Source organism: Streptomyces sp. NPDC001604, assembly GCF_042893475.1.
GTDB lineage: Bacteria > Actinomycetota > Actinomycetes > Streptomycetales > Streptomycetaceae > Streptomyces.
This window is the reverse complement of the sequence record NZ_JBIAUY010000005.1, coordinates 204,187-228,336: the sequence shown is the minus strand read 5'-3', so window position 1 is coordinate 228,336 and position 24,150 is coordinate 204,187. Positions and strand designations below refer to the sequence as shown.

At 69.6% G+C, this 24,150-nt stretch carries 24 protein-coding genes; 18 read left to right on the top strand and 6 right to left on the bottom strand.

Translation table 11 applies throughout. The features are described 5' to 3' along the window. Positions 1-49 precede the first annotated feature (49 nt). The 3 genes from ACFY1E_RS16990 (at position 50) to ACFY1E_RS16980 (ending at position 3,900) form a co-directional block, all read left to right on the top strand. Positions 50-2,395, top strand: a complete 2,346-nt coding sequence (locus tag ACFY1E_RS16990) for an ATP-binding protein (RefSeq protein ID WP_389076417.1) — start codon at positions 50-52, stop codon at positions 2,393-2,395. A gap of 39 nt (positions 2,396-2,434) precedes the next feature. Then, complete coding sequence (locus ACFY1E_RS16985) at positions 2,435-3,340, top strand: anti-sigma factor RsbA family regulatory protein (RefSeq protein WP_389076415.1); 906 nt, start codon at positions 2,435-2,437, stop codon at positions 3,338-3,340. Between the two features lie 77 nt (positions 3,341-3,417). Continuing rightward, the gene (locus ACFY1E_RS16980) at positions 3,418-3,900 is read left to right on the top strand and encodes an ATP-binding protein (protein ID WP_389076413.1); all 483 of its coding nucleotides are present in this window, start codon (positions 3,418-3,420) and stop codon (positions 3,898-3,900) included. 21 nt (positions 3,901-3,921) lie between these two features. Here the strand turns inward: ACFY1E_RS16980 and ACFY1E_RS16975 are convergent, their stop codons facing one another. From ACFY1E_RS16975 to ACFY1E_RS16955, 5 genes are all read right to left on the bottom strand, one after another. Further along, positions 3,922-5,163 carry a hypothetical protein gene (locus ACFY1E_RS16975; RefSeq protein WP_389076411.1) on the bottom strand — a complete coding sequence of 414 codons (1,242 nt, stop codon included), beginning with the start codon at positions 5,161-5,163 and terminating at the stop codon, positions 3,922-3,924. A 74-nt stretch (positions 5,164-5,237) separates the two neighbouring features. Continuing rightward, a complete protein-coding gene (locus ACFY1E_RS16970) occupies positions 5,238-5,744 on the bottom strand; it encodes a SigE family RNA polymerase sigma factor (RefSeq protein ID WP_389076409.1) in 507 nt (168 codons plus the stop codon). A gap of 549 nt (positions 5,745-6,293) precedes the next feature. Beyond that, on the bottom strand, positions 6,294-7,574 hold the full coding sequence (locus ACFY1E_RS16965) for a VanZ family protein (protein ID WP_389076406.1): 1,281 nt from the start codon (positions 7,572-7,574) through the stop codon (positions 6,294-6,296). A gap of 39 nt (positions 7,575-7,613) precedes the next feature. Continuing rightward, a complete protein-coding gene (locus ACFY1E_RS16960) occupies positions 7,614-8,159 on the bottom strand; it encodes a hypothetical protein (RefSeq protein WP_389076404.1) in 546 nt (181 codons plus the stop codon). 510 nt (positions 8,160-8,669) lie between these two features. Next, entirely contained in the window at positions 8,670-10,370 is a 1,701-nt protein-coding gene (locus ACFY1E_RS16955; protein ID WP_389076401.1) for a chitinase, read from the bottom strand. 318 nt (positions 10,371-10,688) lie between these two features. Between ACFY1E_RS16955 and ACFY1E_RS16950 the strand changes: the two genes are divergently transcribed. The 14 genes from ACFY1E_RS16950 to ACFY1E_RS16885 all read left to right on the top strand — a co-directional run bounded on the left by ACFY1E_RS16950 (position 10,689) and on the right by ACFY1E_RS16885 (position 22,428). Beyond that, positions 10,689-11,516, top strand: a complete 828-nt coding sequence (locus tag ACFY1E_RS16950; RefSeq protein ID WP_389076950.1) for a hypothetical protein — start codon at positions 10,689-10,691, stop codon at positions 11,514-11,516. An 84-nt stretch (positions 11,517-11,600) separates the two neighbouring features. Beyond that, positions 11,601-12,308, top strand: a complete 708-nt coding sequence (cpaB, locus tag ACFY1E_RS16945; protein ID WP_389076399.1) for a Flp pilus assembly protein CpaB — start codon at positions 11,601-11,603, stop codon at positions 12,306-12,308. A gap of 9 nt (positions 12,309-12,317) precedes the next feature. After that, positions 12,318-13,562, top strand: a complete 1,245-nt coding sequence (locus tag ACFY1E_RS16940) for a CpaE family protein (protein WP_389076397.1) — start codon at positions 12,318-12,320, stop codon at positions 13,560-13,562. A gap of 11 nt (positions 13,563-13,573) precedes the next feature. Next, entirely contained in the window at positions 13,574-13,969 is a 396-nt protein-coding gene (locus tag ACFY1E_RS16935; protein WP_389076395.1) for a pilus assembly protein, read from the top strand. Between the two features lies 1 nt (position 13,970). Then, positions 13,971-14,342 (top strand): TadE/TadG family type IV pilus assembly protein, encoded by a 372-nt coding sequence (locus ACFY1E_RS16930; RefSeq protein ID WP_389076393.1) that lies wholly within the window; start codon positions 13,971-13,973, stop codon positions 14,340-14,342. Between the two features lie 23 nt (positions 14,343-14,365). Further along, the gene (locus tag ACFY1E_RS16925; RefSeq protein WP_389076391.1) at positions 14,366-15,703 is read left to right on the top strand and encodes a CpaF family protein; all 1,338 of its coding nucleotides are present in this window, start codon (positions 14,366-14,368) and stop codon (positions 15,701-15,703) included. A gap of 36 nt (positions 15,704-15,739) precedes the next feature. Next, positions 15,740-16,684 (top strand): type II secretion system F family protein, encoded by a 945-nt coding sequence (locus ACFY1E_RS16920; RefSeq protein ID WP_389076388.1) that lies wholly within the window; start codon positions 15,740-15,742, stop codon positions 16,682-16,684. A gap of 45 nt (positions 16,685-16,729) precedes the next feature. Further along, complete coding sequence (locus tag ACFY1E_RS16915) at positions 16,730-17,617, top strand: DUF5936 domain-containing protein (protein ID WP_389076948.1); 888 nt, start codon at positions 16,730-16,732, stop codon at positions 17,615-17,617. 19 nt (positions 17,618-17,636) lie between these two features. Further along, entirely contained in the window at positions 17,637-19,193 is a 1,557-nt protein-coding gene (locus tag ACFY1E_RS16910) for a sensor histidine kinase (protein WP_389076386.1), read from the top strand. Positions 19,194-19,245: 52 nt separating this feature from the next. Beyond that, positions 19,246-20,187: a response regulator gene (locus ACFY1E_RS16905; RefSeq protein WP_389076385.1), complete on the top strand. Its 942-nt coding sequence runs from the start codon at positions 19,246-19,248 to the stop codon at positions 20,185-20,187. Positions 20,188-20,347: 160 nt separating this feature from the next. Then, positions 20,348-20,545, top strand: coding sequence for a Flp family type IVb pilin (locus tag ACFY1E_RS16900; protein WP_389076382.1), 198 nt, complete (start codon positions 20,348-20,350; stop codon positions 20,543-20,545). Next, positions 20,545-21,141 carry a pilus assembly protein TadG-related protein gene (locus tag ACFY1E_RS16895; RefSeq protein WP_389076379.1) on the top strand — a complete coding sequence of 199 codons (597 nt, stop codon included), beginning with the start codon at positions 20,545-20,547 and terminating at the stop codon, positions 21,139-21,141. The genes ACFY1E_RS16900 and ACFY1E_RS16895 overlap by 1 nt, the downstream gene beginning before the upstream one ends. Positions 21,142-21,175: 34 nt before the next feature. After that, positions 21,176-21,760 (top strand): hypothetical protein, encoded by a 585-nt coding sequence (locus tag ACFY1E_RS16890; protein ID WP_389076946.1) that lies wholly within the window; start codon positions 21,176-21,178, stop codon positions 21,758-21,760. A gap of 8 nt (positions 21,761-21,768) precedes the next feature. Further along, positions 21,769-22,428 carry an OmpA family protein gene (locus ACFY1E_RS16885; RefSeq protein ID WP_389076377.1) on the top strand — a complete coding sequence of 220 codons (660 nt, stop codon included), beginning with the start codon at positions 21,769-21,771 and terminating at the stop codon, positions 22,426-22,428. A gap of 6 nt (positions 22,429-22,434) precedes the next feature. Here ACFY1E_RS16885 and ACFY1E_RS16880 read toward each other — a convergent pair whose 3' ends face one another. Continuing rightward, complete coding sequence (locus ACFY1E_RS16880) at positions 22,435-22,713, bottom strand: GntR family transcriptional regulator (protein ID WP_389076375.1); 279 nt, start codon at positions 22,711-22,713, stop codon at positions 22,435-22,437. An 815-nt stretch (positions 22,714-23,528) separates the two neighbouring features. Here ACFY1E_RS16880 and ACFY1E_RS16875 point away from each other — a divergent pair. Further along, the gene (locus ACFY1E_RS16875) at positions 23,529-24,065 is read left to right on the top strand and encodes a Uma2 family endonuclease (RefSeq protein ID WP_389076943.1); all 537 of its coding nucleotides are present in this window, start codon (positions 23,529-23,531) and stop codon (positions 24,063-24,065) included. Positions 24,066-24,150 lie beyond the last annotated feature (85 nt).

Here is a 24,150-nt window from a genome sequence, read left to right as displayed (position 1 = left end):
TGGGGGTCCGGGGGTCGGCCCCCGGGAAATGCAGTCAGGGAGGCTGATCATGGGCGGATCAGCGCCGCGACGGGACCGTCACCTGCCGGTCGAGACCACCAGCTTCGTCGACCGGCGCGGCGAACAGACCGAGGGCCGCGAACTGCTCGCCAGGGCACGCCTGGTCACGCTGACCGGACCGGGCGGCGTGGGCAAGACCCGCCTCGCCGCACGCATCGCGGCCCGTGTGGAACGGGCCTTCCCGGACGGTGTGCGCTTCGTGCACCTGGCCGGACTGCACGATCCGGCGCTCGTCCCGCTCGCCGCCGCCGACGCGCTCGGCCTGCACGACCACTCCGCGCAGCCCCCGCTGGACGCCCTGGTCGAGCAGGTACGGGACCGGCGCCTGCTGCTCGTCCTGGACAACTGCGAACACCTGCTGCCCGCCTGCGCCGAGCTCGCCGCCGCCCTGCTGCACGGCACCACCGGCGTCCGTGTCCTCGCCACCAGCCGGCACCGCCTCGCGCTCACCGAGGAACACCTCATGGAGGTACGGCCGTTACCCGTCCCCGATCCGGACGGGGATCTCTCCGGCGCCGACGGCTACCCCGCCCTCGCCCTCTTCGCCGACCGTGCCGCCGCCGTGGTCCCCGGCTTCCGGCTGACCGCCGGCAACCGCGCCGCCGTGGCCCGCCTGTGCCGCCGCCTGGACGGGCTTCCGCTCGCCATCGAGCTGGCCGCCGTACGCCTGCGGGTCCTCGGCGTCGAACAGCTCCTGGAGCGCCTCGACGACCGCTACCGCCTCCTCACGGCCGGCAGCAGCGCGGCACTGCCCCGCCACCAGACCCTGCGCGCCGCCGTCGACTGGAGCCACGAACTGTGCACCGCCGAGGAGCAGTTGGTGTGGGCGCGGGCCTCCGTCCTGCCCGGCGGCTTCGACCTGGAGACGGCGGAGGCGGTGTGCGCGGACGGCGAGGAGGTGCGGCCGCAGGAGGTGCTGGAGGCGGTCGCGGGACTCGTCGACAAGTCCGTGCTGGGGCGGGAGACGGGACCGGACGGGGTCCGCTACCGGCTGCTGGACACCCTCCGGCACTACGGCCTCGACCGGCTGCGGCGGCTGGAGGGCGAGGAGGACGCCACCCGGCGCCGTCAGCGCGACTGGATGCAGCGCCGGGCCGCCGACTGCGAACGCGCCTGGTTCGGGCCCGGGCAGCGGGAGATCGTCGCCCGGCTGCGGGCCGACCAGGACAGCCTGCGCGCCGCCCTCGACTTCAGCCTCACGGCACCCGGCGAACGCCTCGCCGCCCTGCGCCTCGCGGGCACCCTGTGGTTCTACTGGCACGCCTGCGGGGCGCCCCGCGAGGGCCGCTACTGGCTGGAGCGGGCCCTCGACGCCAACCCCGAACCGACCGCCGAGCGGGCCCGCGGACTGTGGGTGGCAGGTCTCCTGGCGGGCGCCACCCAGGACATGACCGGAGGCCTGCGCCGCGCACGGGAGGCCCAGGCGCTGGCCGAGCACCTCGGCGACCGGGCCGAGGCCGCCCACGCCGCCTACGTCATCGGCGTCATCCGCCTGTTCGGCAACGAACTGCCCGCCGCCCTCGACCACTTCGAGACCTCCGTCGCCCGCGGCCCCGTCCCCGGCCAGCACCTCAGCCTGCACGGCCTCGACCAGGTCGAACTCGCCTGCGCCCTGGGCTTCCTGGGCCAGGCCGACCGCGCCGTCGAGGTCTGCGAGCGCGCCCTGCGGCTGTGCGAGGAGCACGGCGAGGAGTGGGTGCGCTCGTACGTGCTGCGGATGCTGGCCCTCGCCCACACCGTCAAGGAGGACTGGGACGCGGCCGGACGGCACGCCCGCGAGGCCCTGCGCCTCAAGCTCGCCGTCAACGATGTCACCGGCATGGCCCTCACCCTGGACCTGCTGGCCCACATCGCGACCCGGGCGGGCGCCCACGAACACGCGGCCGCCCTGCTCGGCGGCGCCGACCGCACCTGGGCCGACATCGACCGGGACCGCTGGGGCTCGACCCACCTGGGCGCCATCCGCCGCGACAGCGGCGAGCGGGCGTCGGACGCCCTGGGGCGGGTCGCCTTCGAGCGGTCGTACGAGAAAGGAGGCGCCCTCGGACTGGCGGAGCTCGTCGCCTGTGCGACGGAGGACGAGGAACCCCAACCCCCCGCACCGGCACGGGAGACGAGTGGCCGGCGCAGCTCCCGGTCCCCGCAGGACGGCACCCTCACCCGTCGCGAGACCGAGGTCGCCGAACTCGTCGCCCAGGGCCTCGCCAACCAGCAGATCGCCGACCGCCTCGTCATCGCCCGCCGTACCGCCGAAGGCCATGTGGAACGCATCCTCAGCAAACTCGGCTTCAGCAACCGCAGCCAGATCGCCGCCTGGGTGACCGCCCAGAACTGAGCCCCCTCCCGGCCCACACCCCCCACAGAGCGGAGAACCATGACCAGCACACCACCCGCCCCCACCCCGTTCGACCACCGCATGGCCGTGTACGGCGCGGACGACGAGTTCGTGGCCGCCGCGCTGCCGTTCCTCGCCGAAGGCCTCGGCACCCCCGGCGAACCCCCGCCGGTGGCCATCGCCGCCCCCGACAAACTGGACCTGCTGCGCGACGCCCTCGGCGGTGACACGAAGAGCGTCACCTTCGTCCCGCACACCGAGTGGTACACCGGCTCGGCCGCCAACGCCGTGGCCCAAGGGGCCGGTTACCTCGCCGCGCACGCAGGGCCCGGCGGCCGTATCCACCTCCTCATGGAACCCGTCTGGAACGGCCGCGCAGGACGCTCCGTCCGGGAGACCACCGAGTGGATCCGCTACGAGGCGCTCGCCAACCTCCTCTTCGCACCACTGGCGGCGACGGCCCTGTGCGCCTACGACACCCGCACCGCCGGTGCGGCCATCATCGAGGCGGCCCGCCGCGCCCACCCCGACACCGCCGTCTACGAGGACCCCGTCCGGCTCGCGGCCGAACTGGACTCCGTACCGCTGCCGTTGCCCCCGGCCACCGTGGAACCGCTCACCCAGCCGTACCCGGAGGCCGTCCGTCGAGGGGCGGCCGCCCGGGGACTGGCGCCCGCGGACGCCGAGTTGTTCACGGAGGCGGTCACCGCTGCGGCCACCGCCCTCGGCCTCCTGACCGGCGCCCTGATGTGGGGCGAGGCACCCGCCTGCATCTGCGAGCTGCGCGCACCCCGCCGCCTCGACGACCCGCTGGCCGGCTTCGTCCCCCCGCCCGTCCCCGAACTGGACCCGGACCAGGGCCTGTGGTTCACCCGTCAGGTCTGCGCCTACGTCGACATCCGTGAGGACGGGACGGGGACGACCGTACGGCTGCAGTACGGGTAACCGCTCGCCCGTACGCAGGTAGGGAAACAGGTAGTCCTCCCCGTTTGCCGCGCCGCCGGGGAGGACACTCTGAAACCATGCTGGATCTCTCCGGGACCCCCCACCCGGACTCGGACGCTCAGTTCGCCGCGTACCCTCAACCGCCCCTGCGGGCAGGGCATTCGAGCGTGGAGTACGATCCCCGCCCGACCGCCGTCCGCGAGGCCCGCACAGAGGTCCGAAGACAACTGGAGGTCTGGGGGCTGACCGACCGGGACGACCTGGTGGACGTCGCCGAGCTCCTCGTCAGCGAACTGGCCACCAACGCCCTGCTGCACTCCGCGAGCCGCTTCCGGCTCACCCTCTCCGCCGCGCACGGCGTCCTGCGCTGCGAGGTGCGGGACGGCGGCCGCCGCACTCCGCAGGTGCTGCAGGCGGGCGCCTCGGAGAGCGGCCGCGGGATGTTCCTGGTGAACGCGCTGGCCCGACGCTGGGGCTGCCACCAGGACGGACAGGGCAAGACGGTGTGGTTCGAGCTGGGGACGTGCGGGGCGGACGGCTGCGGCCGACGGGACCCGTAGCGGCAAGCGGGCCCGTCCCGGCTACTGCTGCCACCACTTGGGGCTCAGCGCGATCTCGCGGAGCTGTTTCATGGTCAGCGCGGGGGTCTTGCGGGTTGCGGCGGTGTCCTGGGCGCCGGAGTTGAAAGCACTGATCACCACTCGCCTCCCGTCGGTCCTGATGGTGTCGACGGTCCACATCACGACACCGGCGCCGCCCTTCTCGCCCGGCGTCTGGCGGGTGGCGACCTTCGTCCCGTCGGCCAGGACCTCCGCGTCGGAGCCGAAGAGGTCGCCCTCGGCGTCCGACATGTCGGCCTGGACGTTGACCTGGACGAGGCTCTTGCCCTTGCCGTCGTCGAGGACGAGGTAGCCGAATCCGGAGTCGTCACCGCTGTCTTCGGACACCGTGAACGCCCCCTTGGGAAGGAGGGACTTGAGGGTCGGAGCGACCGGCACGGAGGCGGCCGTCCCGGTGTCGCTCGGCTGTGCGGTCGGCCTGGTCTTGTCCTGCGGCATCGCGTCGACGGCGTCCCGCCAGGCTCCGGCGGCGGCGAGCTTCCTCAACTGTGCCGCCGACAGCGGAGGCTCGGGCCGGCTGATCGGCGCGTCCTTCTCGGCCGCAGCGTTCCACTCGCTCACGCTGACATGCTGCCCCTGTGGCGTGACGAGCTCGGCGCTCCACCACTTGGTGTCCACCCGCCGGTCCGGATACTCGTAGCCCTGCAGCACCATCACCACCGAGGCGTCCGGCAGCCGGGTCGTGCTGCAGGCGTCGTAATGGGCGAACGCCTTCCCCGGGCATTCGGTGGTCTCGCGTGCCTCGTCACTCCCCGGCTCGACCCGCCCCAGGTTGACGCTGACGGCTGCTGGGCCCTTTCCGTCGTCGTACACGAGCTGCACGTACGACCCGCGGGCTTCCGCCTTGCTGAACTTCCCCTTGGGGAGCAGGCCTTCGAGGGTGCGGATCAGCTGGTCGTCGGAGACGGGGGAGGGGGCGGGTGTGGCGGCGGCGGTGTGCCTGCCGGTGCCGACCGAGGCCCCGTCCTGGTGCGCCGACGATCCCGTGCCGGGCAGCAGCAGCGCGCCGCCCACACCGACGAGGGCGAGCGAGGCGGCCCCGCCCACGACGGCGGCCCGCCGCCGCAGCAGCAGACGGCGCCGCCCCCGCAGTTCACCGGCGGCGACGAGCGCGGCCCGGTCGGCGACGAAGGTGTCGCCGGCCTGCCGCAGCTCGGCCGAGAGCTGTTCCTCGAAGGGGTTGCCGTGCTGTTCGAAGGGCATGACGGACCACCGTTTCGCGAAAGGGACGAAGAAGAGAGGGAAGAGGACGGCTCCATGGGCCTGACAGGTGCCGTTCAGGGGCGGGCGTACTCGCCGAGGTCCTCGCCGAGCAGCTCCCGCAGCCGCCCGAGCGCCCGGACGCACCGGGTGCGCACGGCCGCCGAACTGGCGTTCATGGCCTGGGCGGTCTCCTCGATGGAGCGGTCCTCCCAGTACCGCAGGACGACCACGGCCCGGTCCTTCGCAGGCAGCCGGGCCAGGGCCTCCAGCAGGGTCAGCCTGAGCGGCATGTCACGGCCGTCGTCGGGCACGTCGGGCAGCACGTCGGTGGCGCGCTCGGTGCTGGAGCGCCTGCGCTGATGGGTGAGGAACGTACGCATGAGAACGGTCTGCGCGTATCCCGCGGGATTCTCCACGCGGGACACGCGCCTCCAACCGACGTACAGCCGCCCGAGCGTCTCCTGCACCAGATCCTCGGCCAGATGCGTGTCACCGGCGGTCAGCAGACAGGCGGACCGGTAGAGATGCCCGGCACGCACCGCCGCGAACTCGGCGTACTCGTCCGCGCGTGCCTGTCTCATCCGTGTCCCCCTGCGACCGCTCCGCTGTCCTCACTTCCTTGACGCGATGGGACCAGGGAAATGTTTCAGAGCACGTGGTCGGCCTTGCCCGCCTTGATGTCTAGGATCATGGTGCGGAGCGCTTCGCGGGTGCCGGTGAGGTGGGTGTCCTCGGCGCCGGCTATGGCGATGTAGGCGTTGCCTTGGGGGTCGGTGCCGAGGCGGAAGCAGGCCGATCCCTCGGCACTCGTTGCCCGAGCACGAGATCGCCCTGCGCCTCGCGCGTGACCGCCACTGCACCCAGTTCACCGAGACCGCCGACTTCAGCCTGTCCCTGCGTTATTGGGCTGCCATCCGCCGATTGATCCCCTACGACAGCCATCCCCGCCACATGCAACCCCACCTCGCCACGGCCTGCGACACTCGCCGATATGGCGGCGGACCCGGACGGGTGCTGGAGATCACCAAGAAGCGGCGGCCCTGGCGCCGGCCTGCGGGACGCGGCGGAGCGCCCGGAACGCGCTGGAGACGAGGTTAGGGCGGCGACTGCTTCTCGGGGCCCAGGCGGCGTCAATCGCCTTGCTGGGGATGGATCTGCTTGCCGGTGACAGCGTCGAGGAACAGGGCCTCGTCCCCTCCGGTGGCGATCATCCAGGCAGGCCGCCACTCGTCTCCAACGCGTTGGGCGAGGAGTTGGACGATCCGGACTTTGCCTGTCGGATACAGCTTCCGGGCCGTGGACAGGGCCTGGCTGCTGGAGACGGTGACGGGGGGAAGGCGCGGGTCAGAAGTGGTTTGTGCAGTGAAGCCCATGATCCGGCCGGAGGTGGTCACGGTGATGTCGATCCGGAGCGGCATCATCACATCGTTGCGGTAGCGCCGGTAGCCGAGATGGTACGCACCGTCCTTGGTGTTGATCGGCCCGAAGGTCTCTCGTGCACCCTTGACGCGGTTGCCGAACCAGGATCGAGCGAAGTGCTCACCTGCCCGGCGCATCTGGGCGGGGGTGAGAGCGCCGTGGTCGTCCTGGTTGTTCGTAGACCAGGCTTGAGTGACGGTTCGGTCGGGCCATATCGCGGTGATGTTGCCCTTGTTCGTCTCGAGCGTAAGGCGGAGCCGTCCGTCCCTGAGGATCTGGGTGCCGCCCTCGCCGGCCTGAACGTCCTTACCGTAGAGCCGGGTAACGATCGACTCCAGCCACTCTTCGCGCTGGGACTCGTCCTTGGCAAGGATCCGGGACTGTGTCTCGCGTCGGGCATCATGCCGAGTACTAGTGGTGTTCGTGTGGAACAGCCACGTCAAGGAGGTTCCGGCGACGGCTGCCACACCAACGCCCCACACGGTGTCGCGCATGGTGATCGGCCACCCTCGGTGCCTGCCTCGGCTCCAGAGGGTTCCTGCAACTACGCCAAGCAGAGCGCCGAGCAGGTTGGCGATCAGGTCGTCATAGCTGCATGCCCGCCCCAGGGCTCCTTCGGCCTGGATCAGCTCGATCAGACCGGTGACCGATCCCGCCACGGCAAGGGTCACCAGCGGTCGCCGGAACAACCTTACGGCGAACAGGGTCGACGGGATGAACAGCAGGACGTTCAGCCGGGTCGAACTGTCGGAGAACATGCTGCCGAGGGGCAGTCCGGACTCGCACAGGCCGGACTGCCCCGCGTCCCCGTTCTGGCCCGGTGAGAGAGTGACCGCCAGGACACCCGCCACCGAAACGGCGAACAGTGCCAAGGCCCAGGTGGGTCGGTCTTCCTGCCGCGCCCCGAGCACCACGACAGCAGTGATAGGGAGGGCAAGGGCTAGAAAAATTGGCCACAAATCGGGCAGGGCGGCGATGGATGCGTCAATCACCGGAGGCTCTCAGAACGAGGAAGGACGAGGAGCGATTGGTCAGCAGATGTTTTCGTAGGGAGTGTAGAAGTCACCCTGGCCGTCGGCGGTGAGGAATCCGGCCACGGAGCAGTCACCGGCACTGGACACCTTCTTGGCGCCCCAGGAGTGCTGCACGGTGTCACCTTTGGCGACACCGAGCCATCCACTGGCGGGGAAGCGGGTTGAGCCATTGTCGCTAAACAGGCCCAGCTTGACGCTGACCCCGGAGCCTGCGGACTTCGTGTACTTGGTCGCCGAGTAGTAATAGATGGAGTTGCCAGAGACGTCGCGTCCGTTGCGGCCTTCGAAGTAGAGACGCCCATTGGACAGTTCCGTGCTGGTTTCACCGCCGCGGGGCTGCATGGCGCCGCCGCTTCCGTCGTTGACAGGCGCCGAGACTGCGTTTTCGCTGAAGTCGAACGGGGCTTCATCGGAGGAGATGGCCGCCGCTTGCTGATCGTTGATCACCGTCTCTGCGCTGGCAGTCGAGGTCAAACCCGCGAGCAGTGCTCCAGCGGCACCTGCTATCAACGCTGCGCGGAAACGGTTCTTGTGGTTGAGCACGTGGCCTCCTGTAGTCGATTGGTCCTGACTTTCCCGCCATACGGCTGGAGCTGAAGGGATTCCAACCCCCTGAGGGGATTGCGAAGTCAGGTCGGCGTACGTGTGCGGCCAGCGCCATGGCATGGCGAAGTACTCCCCCCGTAACGACGGTGTTCCCCCGGGTCGTTGGCTGTTGCATGCTCCAGCGGCTGGTCAGGCTGCCGGATGTTGTGATCACCATAGCCACAGACCGCGGGGGCAAAGCATGGGATTACTTGGCAGCTCAACAGGGTGTGGCTCAAAAGCCCGGTGGCCGGTGGTGCGGAGAGCAGCCGGGTGGTAATGCATGGTTCTGCCTCATATGGCAGGCCTTGTTTATGGGCCCAGGTGAAGGGGCCGAAGAGATCAGGCATTGGCGCCGATCGTGAACGGCCGATTTTCGCTCACCGTCTCTTCGCGGAAATGGCAACTCATCGGCGTGGACGCTACCCACGTCACGGCAGGCAGGGGCGCCCACGCCGAGCCTCTCAGCTATGGCAGCCCGTGCACATGGGCCCCCACCGCACCCGACCACGAACCCCCCGCGGTCGCATCCCAGTTGGTCGACCACGTCATCGCCCCCCGCAGGTCGGGATACGTCTTCGACGGCTTGAAGGTGCCGCAGTTCGTGCCGGCCGTCAGGCAGTCGAGGGCGTTGTCCACGACCGTCGGGGACACATAGCCGCTGCCCGCCGCGCTCGTCGAGGCCGGCAGGCCCAGGCCCACCTGGGACGGGGACAGGCCGCCCTGCAGCTGGATGCAGGCCAGGGCGGTGAGGAAGTCGACCGAACCCTGTGAGTAGACCTTGCCGTCGCAGCCCAGCATCGAGCCGCTGTTGTAGTACTGCACGTTGACGACCGTCAGTATGTCCTTCACGTTCAGCGCGGTCTGGAAGTACGCGTTCGACGTGGACTGCATGTCGATCGTCTGCGGGGCCATCGTGATGATGAGGGAGGAGCCCGCCTTCGTGGACAGGGAGCGCAGGGCCTGGGACATGTACGTCGCGTTGAGGCCGTTCTCCAGGTCGATGTCGACGCCGTCGAAGCCGTACGTCTGCATCAGGGAGTACACGGAGTTCGCGAAGTTCGTCGCCGACGCCGAGTCGCTCACCGACACCGTGCCGTTCTGGCCGCCGACCGAGATGATCACCTTCTTGCCGGCTGCGTGCTTCGCTGCGATGTCCGCCTTGAACTGGTCGACCGTGTAGCCGCCCAGTCCCGCCGAGTCCAGGTTGAAGGTCACGGCGCCCGGCGTCGACGTGGCGTCCGCGAAGGCGACCGCGATGATGTCGTACTGGGACGAGACGTCGGAGATCTTCTGGACCGCGGCTCCGTTGTTGAAGTTCTGCCAGTACCCGGTGACCGCGTGCTTGGGGAGCGCGGTGCTGCCGCCCCCGGAGGACGCGGTGGTCGTGCCCGTCACCGCCGTCGACTTCGCCGACTCACCCGCCGAGTTGGTCGCCGTGACCTGGAAGGAGTACGACGTCGAGGCTGCGAGGCCGGTGACCGTCGCCGACGCACCCGTCACCGCCGTCACCTTCGTGCCGTTCCGGTAGACGTTGTAGCCGGTCGCGCCCGAGACCGCGGTCCAGGACAAGGACACCGAGGAGGAGGTCGTGCCGGACACCGAGAGGCCGTTCGGCGCGGACGGGACCGTCGGTGCCGGGTCGCCGCCTCCGCCGCCGTCCGGGCCGTAGACCGACACATCGTCCGCGTAGTACGCCGCCTGGCCGTACCAGCCGTGCGTGTACACCGTCACGGAGGTCGTGGCCGACCCCGTGGTGAAGCTCGTCGTCAGCTGCTTCCAGGAGGACGAGTCCGGGGTCCAGGTCGACACGTCCGTGGTCCCCGTGCCGGTCACGCCCAGGAACGCGTAGCCGCCCTGCACCCAGGCGCTGAGCGAGTACGTCGAGTTCGGCTTCACCGCCACCGTCTGGCTGCACCGGGCGTCGTCCTGCCCGGCCGGGGTGGCCTTGAGCGCGGCCGCGCCGCCGTGCACGGGGGAGGAGACCGTCGTACCGCTGCTCGCGGAACAGGTCCAGTTGCTCAGACCGGACTCGAAACCGGCGTTCTTGGCGTTGTTGGCATCCGCTGCGGACGCCTGGCCCGTGCCCGCGAAGGTGAGGGCGAGGGCGGCGGTGACGGCTCCTGACCAGAGCCGTGCTGTCGACAGCCGTGCCGTACGTCGTGCCATGGATCGTCTCTGTGGGGACATGACAATAAGTTGGTCCAGACCAATTGAGCTGTCAAGAGGTCCAGACCAAATGAGCCGCGAGCTCGCTCGGGGATCGGCGAGATGCTCGAACGTGCCCCGTTTTGACGCAACTTGTGAAACGCCAGTTGCTCATCAGCTACACAAACGCTGTTCTCCGGCCACAGAGGCGTGGATACAGTGCTGAGGTAGTCACGGAGTGAAGTCACCTCGGTGTTCCGGAGTAACGCGCCGGTTCGCCGACGGGCGTACCACGGGGAGCTGCGCGTGCCAACTGCCATCGCCGTGACCAGTGCCGACATGGCGCTGCCACCGCAGGACGAGCGGACCCTGCCCGCCGTCGTGCTGCAGGACCTGGACAAGCAGCCGCTGGAGCAGGCACTGGCGGGTGTGCAGAGTCTGATCGACCAGCACGGCCATCTGATCGTCGTCTGCTCACAGGCGGTCTCCGCGGAGACGGGCCGACGGCTGCACACGATCCGCTCCCTGCTGGAAACCGACCGGATAGCCCTGTTCCGCCCCGCTCTGCCCCCGCTCGGACTGGCGGTCCTGGCCCGCCAGTTGAGGCAGCTGGCCTCCTGTGACCTCAGCCCCGGCGTGCTCGCCTCCGCCGGCCGGCTCCTCACCCACTACATCCACGCCGGAGCACTGCTCGGCTCGGTCGCCCGCCTCGACCGCGTCCACGTCGGACTGAAGCAGCACGCCAAGTCCTGGGTGCCTGGCCAGCACTTCGCCGTACTCGCCCATCCCGAGCCGCAGTTGGTGAAGCTGGCCCCCGGGGCCGCCCTGCCGGGCCCGGAGTTCGGCACCTCGATGCTGGTCGCCAAGGGGCAGCTGCAGTCGGACTGGGTCACCGCGAGCCTCGTCCCGCAGTGGAACGCCCAGGGGCTGCGGGAGGCTGCGCTGCCCGCCGAGTCCGCGGTCTGGTGGGGGACAGGCAAGCTGATCGAGTTCGCCGCCTTCCTGCCCGACCTGTCCGTGCTGTACCAGCTGGTCACCTCGGTACGGCAGGGCTCCTGCCACTGGTGTGGCATCGACGTCATCGGCGACCGCTGTGTCTTCTGCTCCGCCGGACCGCCGCCCGTCCTGGAGAGCCAGAACCAGCTCCCCGCGGGGAGAGGCTCCTGAACCGCCGACCGGACCCGCCGCAGACGCAACGCCCGCACCATCCCGTCCGCTCGACCCTTATCCCCCAATGAGGTTGTACGGTTCATGAACTCCCGTCAGCGCCGTGGCGTGCTACTCCTGCTTCTGTCGGTCGTCTGCGCCCTCGGCGCGTTCGTCGGCGTCCTGTCCGTCATCAGTGACGTGAAGTCCCAGGTCGGACCCAAGGTCACGGCGTACGAGGTCAAGACCGACATCAAGCCGTACGCCGGCCTCCGCGCGGACCAGTTCGAGAAGACCGAGATGCCCAAGCGGTGGCTGTCGGCGAACGCGATCACCGATCTCGCCGGCATCCGCGGCAAGGTCGCCGTGACGACCCTCAAGAAGGGCTCCCTGCTGCAGAGCGACATGATCGCCGACCAGCCCGCCCTGCAGCCCGGGCAGCAGGAGGTCGCCATCATGATCGATGCGGCGACCGGAGTCGCGGGCAAGATAACGCCGGATTCCAAGGTCAACGTGTACGCCACCTTCGAGGGGCAGAAGCAGGGCGACCCCGACCTGTCCAAGATCATCGTGACGAACGCCAGGGTCCTCGACGTCGGCGACCTCACCTCGCTCCAGCCCGACGCCGACAACCGCACCGGTCAGCCCACCAAGGCCGTCCCCATCACCTTCGCGCTCTCCGCGCTCGACGCCCAGCGCCTGACGTACGCGGAGTCCTTCGCCAAGCGGGTCCGGCTCGCGCTGGTCGCGCCCAGCGAGACCGGCACCATCCCCGAGCAGGACCGCACGTACCAACTCGCCAAGGACAAGTGAGAGGCCCCCATGCCCACGAGGATCCTCCCGGCAGTCGGTGACGTGGACGCGGTCCGCTCCATCACGACACTGCTCAGCCAGCTCCCGGACGCCGAGCCGGTGACCCCGGTCGTCGACTCGACCCAGCTCGTCGACACCCTCGCGCGGCTCGCCGCCGAGTCCGTCGACGAGCTGCCCGAGGTCGTGGTGGTGCACGAACGGATCGGCCCGGTCCCGGCTCTGGAACTCATCCGCGAGGTGGCCCTGCGCTTTCCCGCGGTCGGGGTCATCCTCGTCACCTCGGACGCGAGCCCCGGCCTGTTCCAGGCGGCGATGGACTACGGCGCGCGCGGCCTGGTGGCGCTCCCCCTCAGCTACGAGGAACTGGCCAGCCGCGTCCAGGCCGTCGCGCAGTGGTCGGTGGGCGTACGGCGCCATCTCGGCTCCGGCGGCGACGTCTTCACCGGCGTCGGCGGCACCGTCGTCACGGTGAGCGGCGCGAAGGGCGGCGTGGGTGCGACCCTGACCGCCATCCAACTGGCGCTCGCGGCACAGGCCTCCGGGCGCAGCACCGCACTGGTGGACATGGACCTGCAGACGGGGGACGTGGCCTCGTACCTGGACGTCCAGTTCCGCCGGTCGGTCGTGGACCTGGCCGCGATCACCGACATCTCACCCCGGGTGCTCGCGGACGCGGTCTTCCGCCACGACACCGGCCTCGCGCTGCTGCTCGCCCCGGGGGAGGGCGAGCGCGGCGAGGAGGTGACCGACAGGGCGGCCCGGCAGATCGTCAGCGCTCTGCGCTCCCGCTACGAGGTCGTCGTCATCGACTGCGGCGCCCAGCTCGGCGGGGCGGGAGCGGCCGCGGTGGAGATGGCCGACACCGCCCTGCTGGTCACCACCCCGGACGTGGTCGCGGTTCGCGGCGCCAAGCGGACCGTGCGGATGTGGGACCGGTTGCAGATCCGCAAGGCGGAGGAGACGACGGTGGTCGTCAACCGGCACTCGCGCGGTACGGAGATCCAGCCGCCTCTGATCCAGAAGATCACCGGCACGGCGGTCGCCGGGACCGCGATCCCCGCCAACTTCAAGGAGTTGCAGGGGGCGGTGGACGCGGGCCGGGTCCACGAGCTGGACAGCAGGGGCGCGGTGAAGCAGGCGCTGTGGGCGCTGGCGGGGGAGCTGGGGCTGGTCAAGGCGGTCGAGGGGGCGCAGCGGGGTGGGCGGTTCCGGGGGGACCGCGGGTCGGTGAGTTTCCGGCGGCGCAGGGACTGAGGGGGACGGGCATGCGCACGGCTTGGAAAGCTGCCTGGAAAGAGGGGGACAGGGGCCAGGTCACCATCGAGTTCCTGGGCATGATGCCGACGATCATCATCACGCTGGTGGTGCTGTGGCAGCTCGTGCTGGTGGGGTACGCGTTCGTCCTTGCGGGGAATGCTGCGGACGAGGCGGTGCGGGCGGGGACGGCGGCGAAGGACGACCGTGACGGCAAGTGCCGGCAGGCGGGGCTCGACAAGCTGGGGGGCGCATGGGGGGAGGGGGCCGAGGCGGGCTGCACGACCGGGAACGGTTACGTCACAGCCGACGTCAGCATCAGGGTCCCCGTCCTCTTCCCGGGCGCGCTCAGCCTTCCGTTCACCGTGCGGGGCCACGCGGGCGCCGTAGAGGAGGCGAAGAACTGAGATGCCGTACGCCCGCACGCTCCGCGACCGCGGCCAAGTCGCCATCGAGTACCTGGGGTTCCTGCCCATCCTGCTGATCGTCGGCATGGCGGTCGTGCAGCTCGGCCTGATCGCCTACACCGCACAACAGGCCGGAACGGCGGCCCGGGCCGGGGCGCGGGCGGAATCGCTGCAGCCGGGGACCGCCCAGGAGGGCTGCGCCAACGCGGTCAGCGACTGGCTGTCCGTCACCTGTGATGCCGCGCCGAACGGCGACACCGTCACCGTGACCGCCACCGTCCAGATCCCGTCGATCGTCCCCGGCTGGGACTTCGACCCCGCCAGGAAGACCGCGACCATGCCGCTCGACTCGACCCACTCGACCACCGGCTGACGCGGGAACAAGGAGCACCGACGATGAGCCTGCGCGCACGCATCAACACCCCCGAGGAGAACGGCCACCGGGCCGAGGACGGCCACCTGGTCGCCTCCTACCGCGCCAAGCTCCTGGAGGAGATCGACCTCGCGGAGATGAGCGCACTGGCCGCGGCCGAGCGCCGGGCCCGCCTGGAGCGGGTGCTCGGGCACATCATCAGCCGCGAGGGCCCGGTGCTGTCCACGGTCGAGCGCTCGCAGCTGATCCGCAGGGTGGTGGACGAGGCCCTGGGCCTCGGCATCCTGGAGCCGCTGCTCGAAGACGCGTCCATCACGGAGATCATGGTGAACGGCCCGGACGCGATCTTCGTCGAACGAGGCGGCCGGGTGGAGCAGTTGCCCCTGCGCTTCCCCTCCCACGACCAGCTGATGCAGACGATCGAGCGGATCGTCTCCACGGTCAACAGGCGCGTGGACGAGTCGAACCCCATGGTCGACGCCCGCCTCCCGTCCGGCGAGCGCGTCAACGTGATCATCCCGCCGCTGTCCCTCACGGGCGCCACCCTCACCATCCGCCGCTTCCCGCGCTCCTTCACGCTCCAGGAGATGATCGGCTTCGGCTCGCTGGACGAGCCCATCCTGTATCTGCTGGCGGGGCTGGTGCAGGCGAAGTCCAACGTGATCGTGTCGGGCGCGACGGGCACCGGCAAGACGACGCTGCTGAACGCCCTGTCGGGCCTGATCCCCGAGACCGAGCGCATCATCACCATCGAGGACTCGGCCGAACTCCAGCTGCAGCAAGGACATGTGATCCGGCTGGAGTCCCGCCCCCCGAACGTCGAGGGCAAGGGCCAGGTCACCATCCGCGACCTGGTGCGCAACTCCCTCCGTATGCGCCCCGACCGCATCGTCGTCGGTGAGGTCCGCGGCGGCGAGTCCCTCGACATGCTCCAGGCGATGTCGACGGGCCATGACGGATCCCTGGCCACGGTGCACGCGAACAGTGCGGAGGACGCGCTGATGCGACTGAAGACCCTGGCATCGATGTCCGAGGTCGAGGTCCCCTTCGAGGCGCTGCACGACCAGATCAACAGCGCCATCGACGTGATCATCCAGCTCACCCGCTTCGCCGACGGCGCCCGCCGCATCACCGAGATCGCGATCCTCGACAGCCACGGCAGCGAGCCGTACCGCCTGGCGACGGTGGCCCGGTTCAACGCACAGCCGATGGCCGCCGACGGCCGCATCTACGGCGCCTTCGAGTACTTCCCGCTCCCACGCCGCACCGCGGACCGCCTCTACATGGCGAGCCAGCCGGTTCCCCAGGCGTTCGGCGTCGCCGAGTCCGCAGCACAGCTCGCCATCCGAGAAGCCAGGTAGGAACCGTCCCGATGGAACCCAGGTAGGAACCGCCCGATGGATCTGCACACCCTAGTCCTGCTCACCACCGGCATCACCCTGCTGACCTGCGTCCTTGCCGTCATCGGCCTGCACTCCTACGCCACCGGCAAGGCCCAGCGCCAGGCGCTCGTCGACCGCCTCTCGGCCGCCGGGCAGATATCGGCGGGCGGCCGCCGGCGGCGCTTCCGCAACCTGGACCGCCGCCTGCGCCGTACGAAGCTCGGCAAGAAGCTGGAACTGCGGCTGGCGGCGACGGGCCTGGACATCACTCCGGGCGAGTTCTTCGTCTACATGCTGGCGACGGTGGCGGGCCTGTGGCTCGTCGGCCAGGCGTCCCTGGCGCCCTTCTTCGGACCGCTGGCCGGTCTGCTGGGCATCTGGGTGGCGCTGCAGTTCCTGAACTGGCAGCGGCAGAAGCGGATCGAGAAGTTCATCAACCAACTGCCGGAGCTGGCCCGGATCATGGCCAACGCCACCCAGGCCGGACTGGCCCTGCGCACCGCGATCGGGATGGCGGCGGAGGAACTGGAGGCACCGGCCGGTGAGGAGCTCGCCAAGGTCGCCAACCAGCTGGCGCTCGGCGCGTCCATGGACGACGCGCTGGGCGAACTGGCCGAGCGGCTGCCGTCACGCGAGCTGGTCGTGCTCGTGACGACGCTGGTGCTGTCGAACCGGGCGGGCGGGCAGGTGGTCACGGCCCTGCGCAACCTCACGGACACGCTGGAGGAACGCAAGGAGACGCGGCGCGAGGTCCGCACCCAGCTCTCCCAGGTCAACATGACCTCGTACGCCGTCCCCGTGCTCGGCGTGGGCTCCCTGTTCCTGATGAACGGCGTCAAGCACGGCGCCCTGGACCGTATGACGGGCTCCACCGTCGGCCAGGCCGCCGTGATCATCGCCTTCGCGCTCTACGCGGTCGGCTTCATCCTCATCCGCCGCCTGTCCCGCATCGACGTCTGAGACGCCCGAGCGTACGAGAACTCTGGAGGGAGGACGACCATGGGACTGGGACTTCTGCTGGCACTGGTGATGGGCCTCAGCGTCGCGGGCATCTTCGCCGGCATCCGCATGTACCGCGCGGACGCCAAGCTGCCCGGCGACCTGGTGCTCGCCCTGGAGGTGGGCTCGACCCGCACGGGCGCGGTCGACTCGCTCATCGACCGCCTCGGCATGCGGTACGCGCCCGCGGTTCTGCGCCTGATGGGCCCGAAGCTGGTCGCCAGGTACCGCCGCAAGATCGACCTCGCGGGCAACCCCGGCGGCCTGACCATCGACCGCTACGCGGCCCGGCGCGCCGTCTACGGGTTCCTGGGCGGCGTGGGCGGACTGGTGTTCCTGATGAAGGGCAACTTCATCCCGGCCGTGGTCTTGTTCGCCTTCGGCGCGTTCTGGACGGAGGTCGGCATCTGGTCGGCGATCCGCATCCGCAAGGACGTCATCGAGCGCACCCTGCCGGACTTCCTCGACGTGCTCGCGGTCGTGGTGAGCGCGGGCCTCGGCTTCCGCCAGGCCCTGGACCGGGTGGCCTCGAAGTACGAGGGCCCCTGGGCGGACGAACTGCGCATCACGCTCCGCCAGATGGACCTCGGCATGAGCCGCCGCCAGGCCTTCGCGGAGCTGCGCCGCCGCAACGACTCCGAACAGGTCGCGATGTTCGTGACGGCGCTGCAGCAGGGCGAGGAACTGGGCGCGCCGATCGTCGACACCCTCGTGGCTCTGGCGAAGGACATGCGCCGCACGGACGCGCAGAACGCCCGCCGCAAGGCGGCCCGCGCGGTCCCCAAGGCCACCATGATGATCACCACCTTCATGGTCCCGGCCACGATGATCCTCCTCGGCGCCGGCCTGATCCTCGGCTCCGGCACCGACTTCGGATCACTCACGGGCAAGTAGGGACGGGGTGACGAGGACGATGGCGACGACAGGGGAACGCGCGGGCCGTGAGGCACGCACGCGGCTGCTGCGACGACGCCCGAAGACCCAGGAGATCACGACCCCGCCGTCGGGCACCGTCCTGCCGCCCCACGCCCGCACGGGCGCCCACGACGTCCCGGTGACGTCGGCGAGACCGCAGCTGCCCCCGGGGTGGGAGCAGGCGGATGCGCCGCTGCCCGCGCTGCCGGCGCAGCCGGATCCCCGAGGCCGGGCCTGGCCGCCGGACCCACCCACACCTGCGGCTGCACCAGTGGCGGCAGCTCTGGTGTCGCCGACGGGACCACCGGCGCCGGACGAGGAGAGCCGCACACCCCCCACGATCCCCCTCCAGATCAACGCCCTCCAGGCCATGTGCCGCCAGGTCTTCGGCTTCCGCCTCGCCATGATCGCGCTGGCCGCCCCCGCCGCCCTCCTCCACGCGGCGCCGGGCCTGGCCACCCGACTGGTGGGCGCGGCGGTCGTGGTCACCTTCATGGGCTCGTACGTCCTCTTCAGGGACTGGGAGCGCTTCGGCCCCCTGCTCCTGCGGCACCCCACGCTCCTCGCCGTGGACATGCTCTTCGGCTCCCTGCTCCTGATCTCCGCGGGCCCGGACACCCCTCTCGCCTACGTCAGCGTCTGCACCCCGCTCCTGGCCGGCATCGTCTACGGCTGGCGAGGGGCCGCGGTCTTCGCGTCGCTGCAGTCCCTGATCCTCTTCTTCGTGCACGCGGCGAGGCACCTGCACTCCGGCCGCCCCGCGGAGACCCTGCTCCTGCCGGGCCTGTGCGTGATCGCGGGCGCGGTCGGCTCGGCCCTGCGCAACCTCATGTTCCGCTTCGGCGCCGCAACGCAGGCCCTGACCACGATGCAGGCCCGGCTCGCGGTGACGGAGGCGGTCAGCGCCGAACGGGCACGCCTCGCCAGGGAGATGCACGACTCCGTGGCCAAGACCCTCCACGGCGTGGCCCTCGCCGCGGACGGCCTGGCAGGATCGGCGGGCAGCCCTCACCTCGACCCGAAGCTGGTCGAACAACAGGCCGAACTGGTCGCCCGCTCGGCCCGCCGGGCCGCCGCCGAGTCCCGTGAGCTGCTGGCCGATCTGCGCCGCGCATCCGACCCGGATCACGCGACCGACGTCCTGGCCGAACTGGCCGCCCGCACCGTGGACTTCACCGCCCGCACCGGCGTCCCGGCCGCCTGCCGTGCGACGGGCGACGCCCCTGTGCCGCCCGTCCCGCCGGCCGTGGCCCGGCAACTCCTCACCATCGCCGCCGAGGCGATGGAGAACGCCCACCGCCACGCGGCCCCGAGCCGGGTGGACGTACACGCAGGCGTCCACGGCGGCCTCCTCCGCATCAGCGTCCAGGACGACGGCCGCGGTCTGCCCTCCGGCACCACCCTCGAACAACTCCGCCGGGCAGGCCACTTCGGCCTGGTCGGCATGGTCGAACGCGCGGCATCGGTGGGCGCCCGCATCAGCATCGGCCGCGGCGCCCACTCCAAGGGCACGGAGGTCTGCCTGGAACTCCCACTGGCGGCCGTGACGACGTAGACATCGCGCCCACCCCCCGTCCTTTCCCCCCTCCCGAGAGGAGGCCCGCCCGATGCCGGACCCCACGACTCCCCACCCAGTCCCTGAACAGCAGCCGCTCCACAGCCCGTTCGAGGCAGCCCCGGCGCCCGCGCCGCTCAAGGTCGTGGTGGCGGACGACAACCCGGTCGTCCGCGCAGGCCTCACGGCGCTCCTCTCCGGCCGCGCCGACATCACCGTGGTGGCGGAAGCGGCAGACGGCCGCCAGGCCTACGAAGCGGCCCGCCGGCACCAGCCCGACGTGATCCTCCTGGACGTCCGCATGCCCGGCGTGGACGGCATCTCAGCGCTCCCGTACCTGGTGCAGATCGCTCCGGTCGTGATGCTGACGTACAGCAGGGAATCGGAAATCGTCCAGGAGGCCCTGCGCCGGGGCGCCGGCGGCTATCTGGTCCACGGCGAGTTCACCGCGGACCAACTGGTCACAGCGGTATGGGACATCAAGGAGGGCAGGGCCCACTTCACGTCTACGGCGGCGGGGGCGCTGCTGGAGCAGCTGCGCCAGGGTCAAGGAGGCCTTCCGCTCCCAGAGGGTCTGGGTAGTGCAACTGCATACGAAGATGAGAGCCCAGTGCATCCGCATTCATCTACTCAACATCCCGTCCCACCAGTGGACTTAGGGGAACCCCCCACCTCGACCTCCACTATTTCTTCAAAAAACCTTTCGCAAGTGCAACCGCATATGGGACAGTCGTCGTCTGGGTGGTCGAGTGGCCGTCCCATGGCTGCTCCCGACAGGACAAGGTTCCAACTGAGCACGAGGGAGGCGGAGATCATGGACCTCATCGCGTCCGGCATGAACAACCAGCAGATCGCCGCCACCTGCTTCATCAGCGAGAAGACGGTCAAGAACCACATCAACCGCATCTTCGCGAAACTCCACAGCACCAGCCGCGCCGAAGCAGCCGCCAAATGGCTCGGCACCGCGCCCGGTTCGGGCCGAGGGGTGGGGTGAGCAGAGGTGACGGCAGGGGGGAAGGGGAAACCGCGAGGTCGCGGCCGGGCGATGCTCTGGGCCCTTGATTGGGCCCTGGGACCCTTCAGCGGAAGGGGTGTTGCACCGTACGGTTCTCGTGCCGAGTGCGGCACGGAGATCCGACCCGGAGGGGAACACCATGAGCAACTGGATCAACACCACCGTCGCGTACCTGCAGACCCGCGCCGCGCGCAACGACAAGGGGCAGACGGCGGTGGAGTATCTGGGGATCATCGCGGTGGTGGTGGCGATCGTGTTGGCTATCACGGGTACGGACATCGGCCAGACGATCTTCAACGCGATCACCGACAAGATCACCGAGGTTACCGGCGGTTGATGCGGCCCCACAGGTACGACGACGCAGGGCAGGCCTTCCCCATCTACATCACGGTGGTGGCGGGTCTGCTCTTTCTCGCGTTCGCGTATCTTGCGGTCGGCCAGGCTGCGGCAAATCGGAACGGGGCCCAGACGGCAGCAGACGCTGCCGCGCTGGCGGCCGCCCAGGAGACCCGCAACCAGCTCGCGGGCCAGTGGCTGGACGACGTGCTCGACCCGACCAAGTGGCAGGACATCTTTGACGGCAAGCTGCCAGATGACGTGGCCTGTCTGCGCGCAAGGCAACTCGCCGAGCAGAACGATGCAGCGCTGGACGGTGAAGACTGCGTGCGTCCGGAACCGCTGACCTACACGGTGACGGTCAAGACGAACAAGTCCGTCGGCGAGTCCATCGTTCCTGGCACGGAGAACCAGTACTCAAGGGCCTCTGCCACTGCCGTGATCGATCCGCTCTGCACCTTCCCACCCCTGCCTGAGGGCGCTGGGGACGCCACGCTGCCGCAGCTCACCTGCAAGGGCGGCCGGACCTGGGACCCGAACGACCCCACCCGTCTCCCGGGACCCGAGGACCTCTTCGATGTCCATCTGGCCGACTGACAAGCGAACGACGAGTGATGAAGGAAGCGGAGTCATGAGCATTCGGTTCACTGCGAAGGCCCGTAGGGGGATGGTCGCGTTGGCCCTTGCGGCGGGTCTGGCCATCGGGGTGGCCGGTTGCGGCAACGGTGGTGGCGGCGACGACAAGAAGCCGGACACGTCGGCGTCCGCCTCCAAGGGCAGTGGATCAAACGCGAGTGCTCAGGAAGGGCAGTCGGACGAACCCCTGGCCGAATTGAAGGGCCCGGACGGCCTGCTGCTTCAGATCGCCTCGGCCAAGCGGGACTCGGGCGGATTCGTCACAGTCAACGGAGTCCTGAAGAACGACAGCGGGAAGACCCTCACCCTTCCCGCGCAACTGAGCGGCAACGAGACCGAGATCATCAGGAATGGCCGATCGCTCGGTGGAGCCACGTTGGTGGATTCCAAGGGGAAGAAGCGCTACTACGTCCTGCGCGACACGGATGGTCGTCCGCTGACGACGACAGGCATCACCTCCGTCAAGTCGGGCGAAACCGTGCCCGTGTTCATGCAGTTCCCCTCCCCGCCCACGGACACGACCCAAGTTTCCTTCCAGCTGCCCATGTTCGCTCCCGCCGACATCGCGATCTCTGGGTGAGGCCGGCCATGACCGTCACCCACACGCCATCGCGAGCGGGCGCGCCCCGCCTCGCCCTCACCCTCACCGCCGCCTCCCTCATGGTCGCCACCAACCTCTTCGGCGCCGTGACCGCCCACGCCGACGACTCCCCGAGCGTCCCGCCCGGCACCGAACCATCGGCCTCGGCCCCGGTCAAGGTGGACCCCAACGACCCCGACCTCAAACTCCCCGAGGGCGCCACCCTCGCGGCCCCCAAAGTCCTGGACATCAAGTCCGTCGTAGAGGACCAGGGTGGCGAAGAGCGCCGCGAAGACACCAACTCCGACGTCACGTTCGCCCTCCAGGCCGAGGTCCTGTTCAGCAAGGACAGCGCGAAGCTGAGCGACGAGTCGAAGTCCCGTATCGCGGCGATCGCGGACGAGATCAAGAAGCAGAACGCGACAAGGGTCCGCGTCTTCGGCTTCACGGACAACCTGGGCTCGGCGGCCCACGGCGACGTCCTCTCCCGGCAACGCGCCAACGCCGTACAGGACGTCCTGGACCAGGAACTGCACGACCCGAACATCACCTTCGAGGTACGCGGCTACGGGGAGCAGTACCCGATCGCGGACAACTCGACGGAGGCGGGCCGGAGGAAGAACCGGCGGGTGGAGGTCACGTTCCCGCGGAGTGAGAGCGGCAACTGACGCTCGTCAGCCGTCGGCTTCGTTGTCTTCGGACGGGTCGGCGGGCATGGCGATGACGAACACGCCTTTGCCCTGGACTCCCTGAACGGTTCCCTCGGCTTGCAGGAGTTCGATGGCGGACTTGATGGTGCGGCGGCTCACCAAGCCCCCCGTCTCCTGCTCCAGCTCGTTCTGGGAGGGAATGCGGCGGCCGACCGGGATCTCGCCGCGTCGGATCCGCTCGCGCAGAGCTGATGCCAGCTGCACGTACATCGGCGTGATGCTCTCCCGGTCGATCTCGATCATGCCTGGAAGCGTAAAAGGCCGATCAGGGTCAGCATAGGTCTGGTCAGCACGTAATAAGGCGTACCAGGACGTACTAAGTTCGCTACAGTCGTCACTGAGAGAAGATCCCCGCGACGGATACGAGCCGTCCGGGGGCATGGCCACCAACCCCATGGAGGTTGACGACGGTGAGCATTATCCACGCGATGGCCCGCTGGATCCTGGGTGTCCTCGCGCCCGGCACCGGTATCCGCCGAGCGAGTGCAAGTCCCGCCGCACCGGCCCCCGCCCGTGCCCCGAAGGCGCCTCTCCCTCCAGCCGTACCGCTTCCCGCCCACCGTTCCCCGTACGGCCTGCCCGTACCTCTCGACGGCCGAGCGACCGCCCCGATCCGTCCATACGTGCTGGCGGCGGAACGAGAGTATGAGCGGGAGTGTGCCCGGCGGCGCCGGATTACCCTGGTCCTGGCGGCGGACTTCGGTATCGACCTCGACCGGCACGTGGTGGGCGCGGAGAGGGCGGCGTAATGAGGAGCCGAAGCGAGCGGCCCCGCAGGCCGTACGACGATGACGCAGCCGTAGACACGGTCCCCCTGGACGCACACGAACACGCAGAGCCGGAGTCGGGGCCCCCAACCGCACGGGAGTTGGGGACGCGCCCGCCGGTACGGATGTGCGTGCGCTGCCAGGTGACCACCGAAACCCCGGTCGTCGTGTGCGTGGTGCACCAGAACTCGGGGCCCGGGTTCACCGTGTACGCCTGCCAGGCGTGCGCCCCGCACTTCCTGCCCTCCGGCCAGCCATAATGCTCGTAGGAGGTGAACTGCCGTGTCCATCATGAGCGACCTGATCGAGCGGGGCGGTATCCCTGAGGGCTTCAAGGTCGAGGTCTTCGACGGAAGGGTGATCATGACCCCGCAGAGTCCGGAGCAGCACTGGACCGTCAGGGATGTCGAGAGTGCGGTCTCTGCCGCGGGCATCGCTCGTGAGCGGGTCTTCGGCGACGTACTCATCACGTTTCCCGGCGAGAACGATGCCGCGCCCGACCTGACGATCGTCGGATTCGACGCCGAGCGGCGGAAGAACAGCTACTCCTGCATCGACGTGCTGGCGGTGGTCGAGGTCCCGTCCGAGCCGGAGGACGAGAAGGACTACGTGCGGAACGTCCGGAAGTACGGGCGTTACGGGATCGACTTCTACATGATCGCCGACCCGTTCAAGCAGACGGTCACGCTGATGTCGGAGCCGCACGCCTCGGGGTACGGGCGGGTCGTCGAGATCCCGTACGGGCAGCCGGTCAGTTTCACTCTGGCCACCGGGGAGCGGGTGAAGATCGACACCAGCACGTTTCCCACGCGTGCTGCAGATGGGTGATGACGTCGGGTTCACCCGGGGCGGGTCAGTCGGTGACACTGCGATGCAGGAGATGTCTGCTCAAACGCTGACTCCAGAGCAGATC

What these genes read in the sequence shown, in the direction of transcription:
- ACFY1E_RS16985 (WP_389076415.1), top strand. Translation starts at nt 2,435, where the DNA reads ATGACCAGCACACCACCCGCCCCCACCCCGTTCGACCACCGCATGGCC.
- ACFY1E_RS16950 (WP_389076950.1), top strand. Translation starts at nt 10,689, where the DNA reads ATGGCGCTGCCACCGCAGGACGAGCGGACCCTGCCCGCCGTCGTGCTG.
- ACFY1E_RS16900 (WP_389076382.1), top strand. Translation starts at nt 20,348, where the DNA reads ATGAGCAACTGGATCAACACCACCGTCGCGTACCTGCAGACCCGCGCC.
- ACFY1E_RS16975 (WP_389076411.1), bottom strand. Translation starts at nt 5,163, where the DNA reads ATGCCCTTCGAACAGCACGGCAACCCCTTCGAGGAACAGCTCTCGGCC.
- ACFY1E_RS16920 (WP_389076388.1), top strand. Translation starts at nt 15,740, where the DNA reads ATGGATCTGCACACCCTAGTCCTGCTCACCACCGGCATCACCCTGCTG.
- ACFY1E_RS16955 (WP_389076401.1), bottom strand. Translation starts at nt 10,370, where the DNA reads ATGGCACGACGTACGGCACGGCTGTCGACAGCACGGCTCTGGTCAGGA.
- ACFY1E_RS16910 (WP_389076386.1), top strand. Translation starts at nt 17,637, where the DNA reads ATGGCGACGACAGGGGAACGCGCGGGCCGTGAGGCACGCACGCGGCTG.
- ACFY1E_RS16990 (WP_389076417.1), top strand. Translation starts at nt 50, where the DNA reads ATGGGCGGATCAGCGCCGCGACGGGACCGTCACCTGCCGGTCGAGACC.
- ACFY1E_RS16970 (WP_389076409.1), bottom strand. Translation starts at nt 5,744, where the DNA reads ATGAGACAGGCACGCGCGGACGAGTACGCCGAGTTCGCGGCGGTGCGT.
- ACFY1E_RS16935 (WP_389076395.1), top strand. Translation starts at nt 13,574, where the DNA reads ATGCGCACGGCTTGGAAAGCTGCCTGGAAAGAGGGGGACAGGGGCCAG.
- ACFY1E_RS16895 (WP_389076379.1), top strand. Translation starts at nt 20,545, where the DNA reads ATGCGGCCCCACAGGTACGACGACGCAGGGCAGGCCTTCCCCATCTAC.
- ACFY1E_RS16885 (WP_389076377.1), top strand. Translation starts at nt 21,769, where the DNA reads ATGACCGTCACCCACACGCCATCGCGAGCGGGCGCGCCCCGCCTCGCC.
- ACFY1E_RS16925 (WP_389076391.1), top strand. Translation starts at nt 14,366, where the DNA reads ATGAGCCTGCGCGCACGCATCAACACCCCCGAGGAGAACGGCCACCGG.
- ACFY1E_RS16875 (WP_389076943.1), top strand. Translation starts at nt 23,529, where the DNA reads ATGAGCGACCTGATCGAGCGGGGCGGTATCCCTGAGGGCTTCAAGGTC.
- cpaB (WP_389076399.1), top strand. Translation starts at nt 11,601, where the DNA reads ATGAACTCCCGTCAGCGCCGTGGCGTGCTACTCCTGCTTCTGTCGGTC.
- ACFY1E_RS16880 (WP_389076375.1), bottom strand. Translation starts at nt 22,713, where the DNA reads ATGATCGAGATCGACCGGGAGAGCATCACGCCGATGTACGTGCAGCTG.
- ACFY1E_RS16905 (WP_389076385.1), top strand. Translation starts at nt 19,246, where the DNA reads ATGCCGGACCCCACGACTCCCCACCCAGTCCCTGAACAGCAGCCGCTC.
- ACFY1E_RS16980 (WP_389076413.1), top strand. Translation starts at nt 3,418, where the DNA reads ATGCTGGATCTCTCCGGGACCCCCCACCCGGACTCGGACGCTCAGTTC.
- ACFY1E_RS16890 (WP_389076946.1), top strand. Translation starts at nt 21,176, where the DNA reads ATGAGCATTCGGTTCACTGCGAAGGCCCGTAGGGGGATGGTCGCGTTG.
- ACFY1E_RS16930 (WP_389076393.1), top strand. Translation starts at nt 13,971, where the DNA reads ATGCCGTACGCCCGCACGCTCCGCGACCGCGGCCAAGTCGCCATCGAG.
- ACFY1E_RS16940 (WP_389076397.1), top strand. Translation starts at nt 12,318, where the DNA reads ATGCCCACGAGGATCCTCCCGGCAGTCGGTGACGTGGACGCGGTCCGC.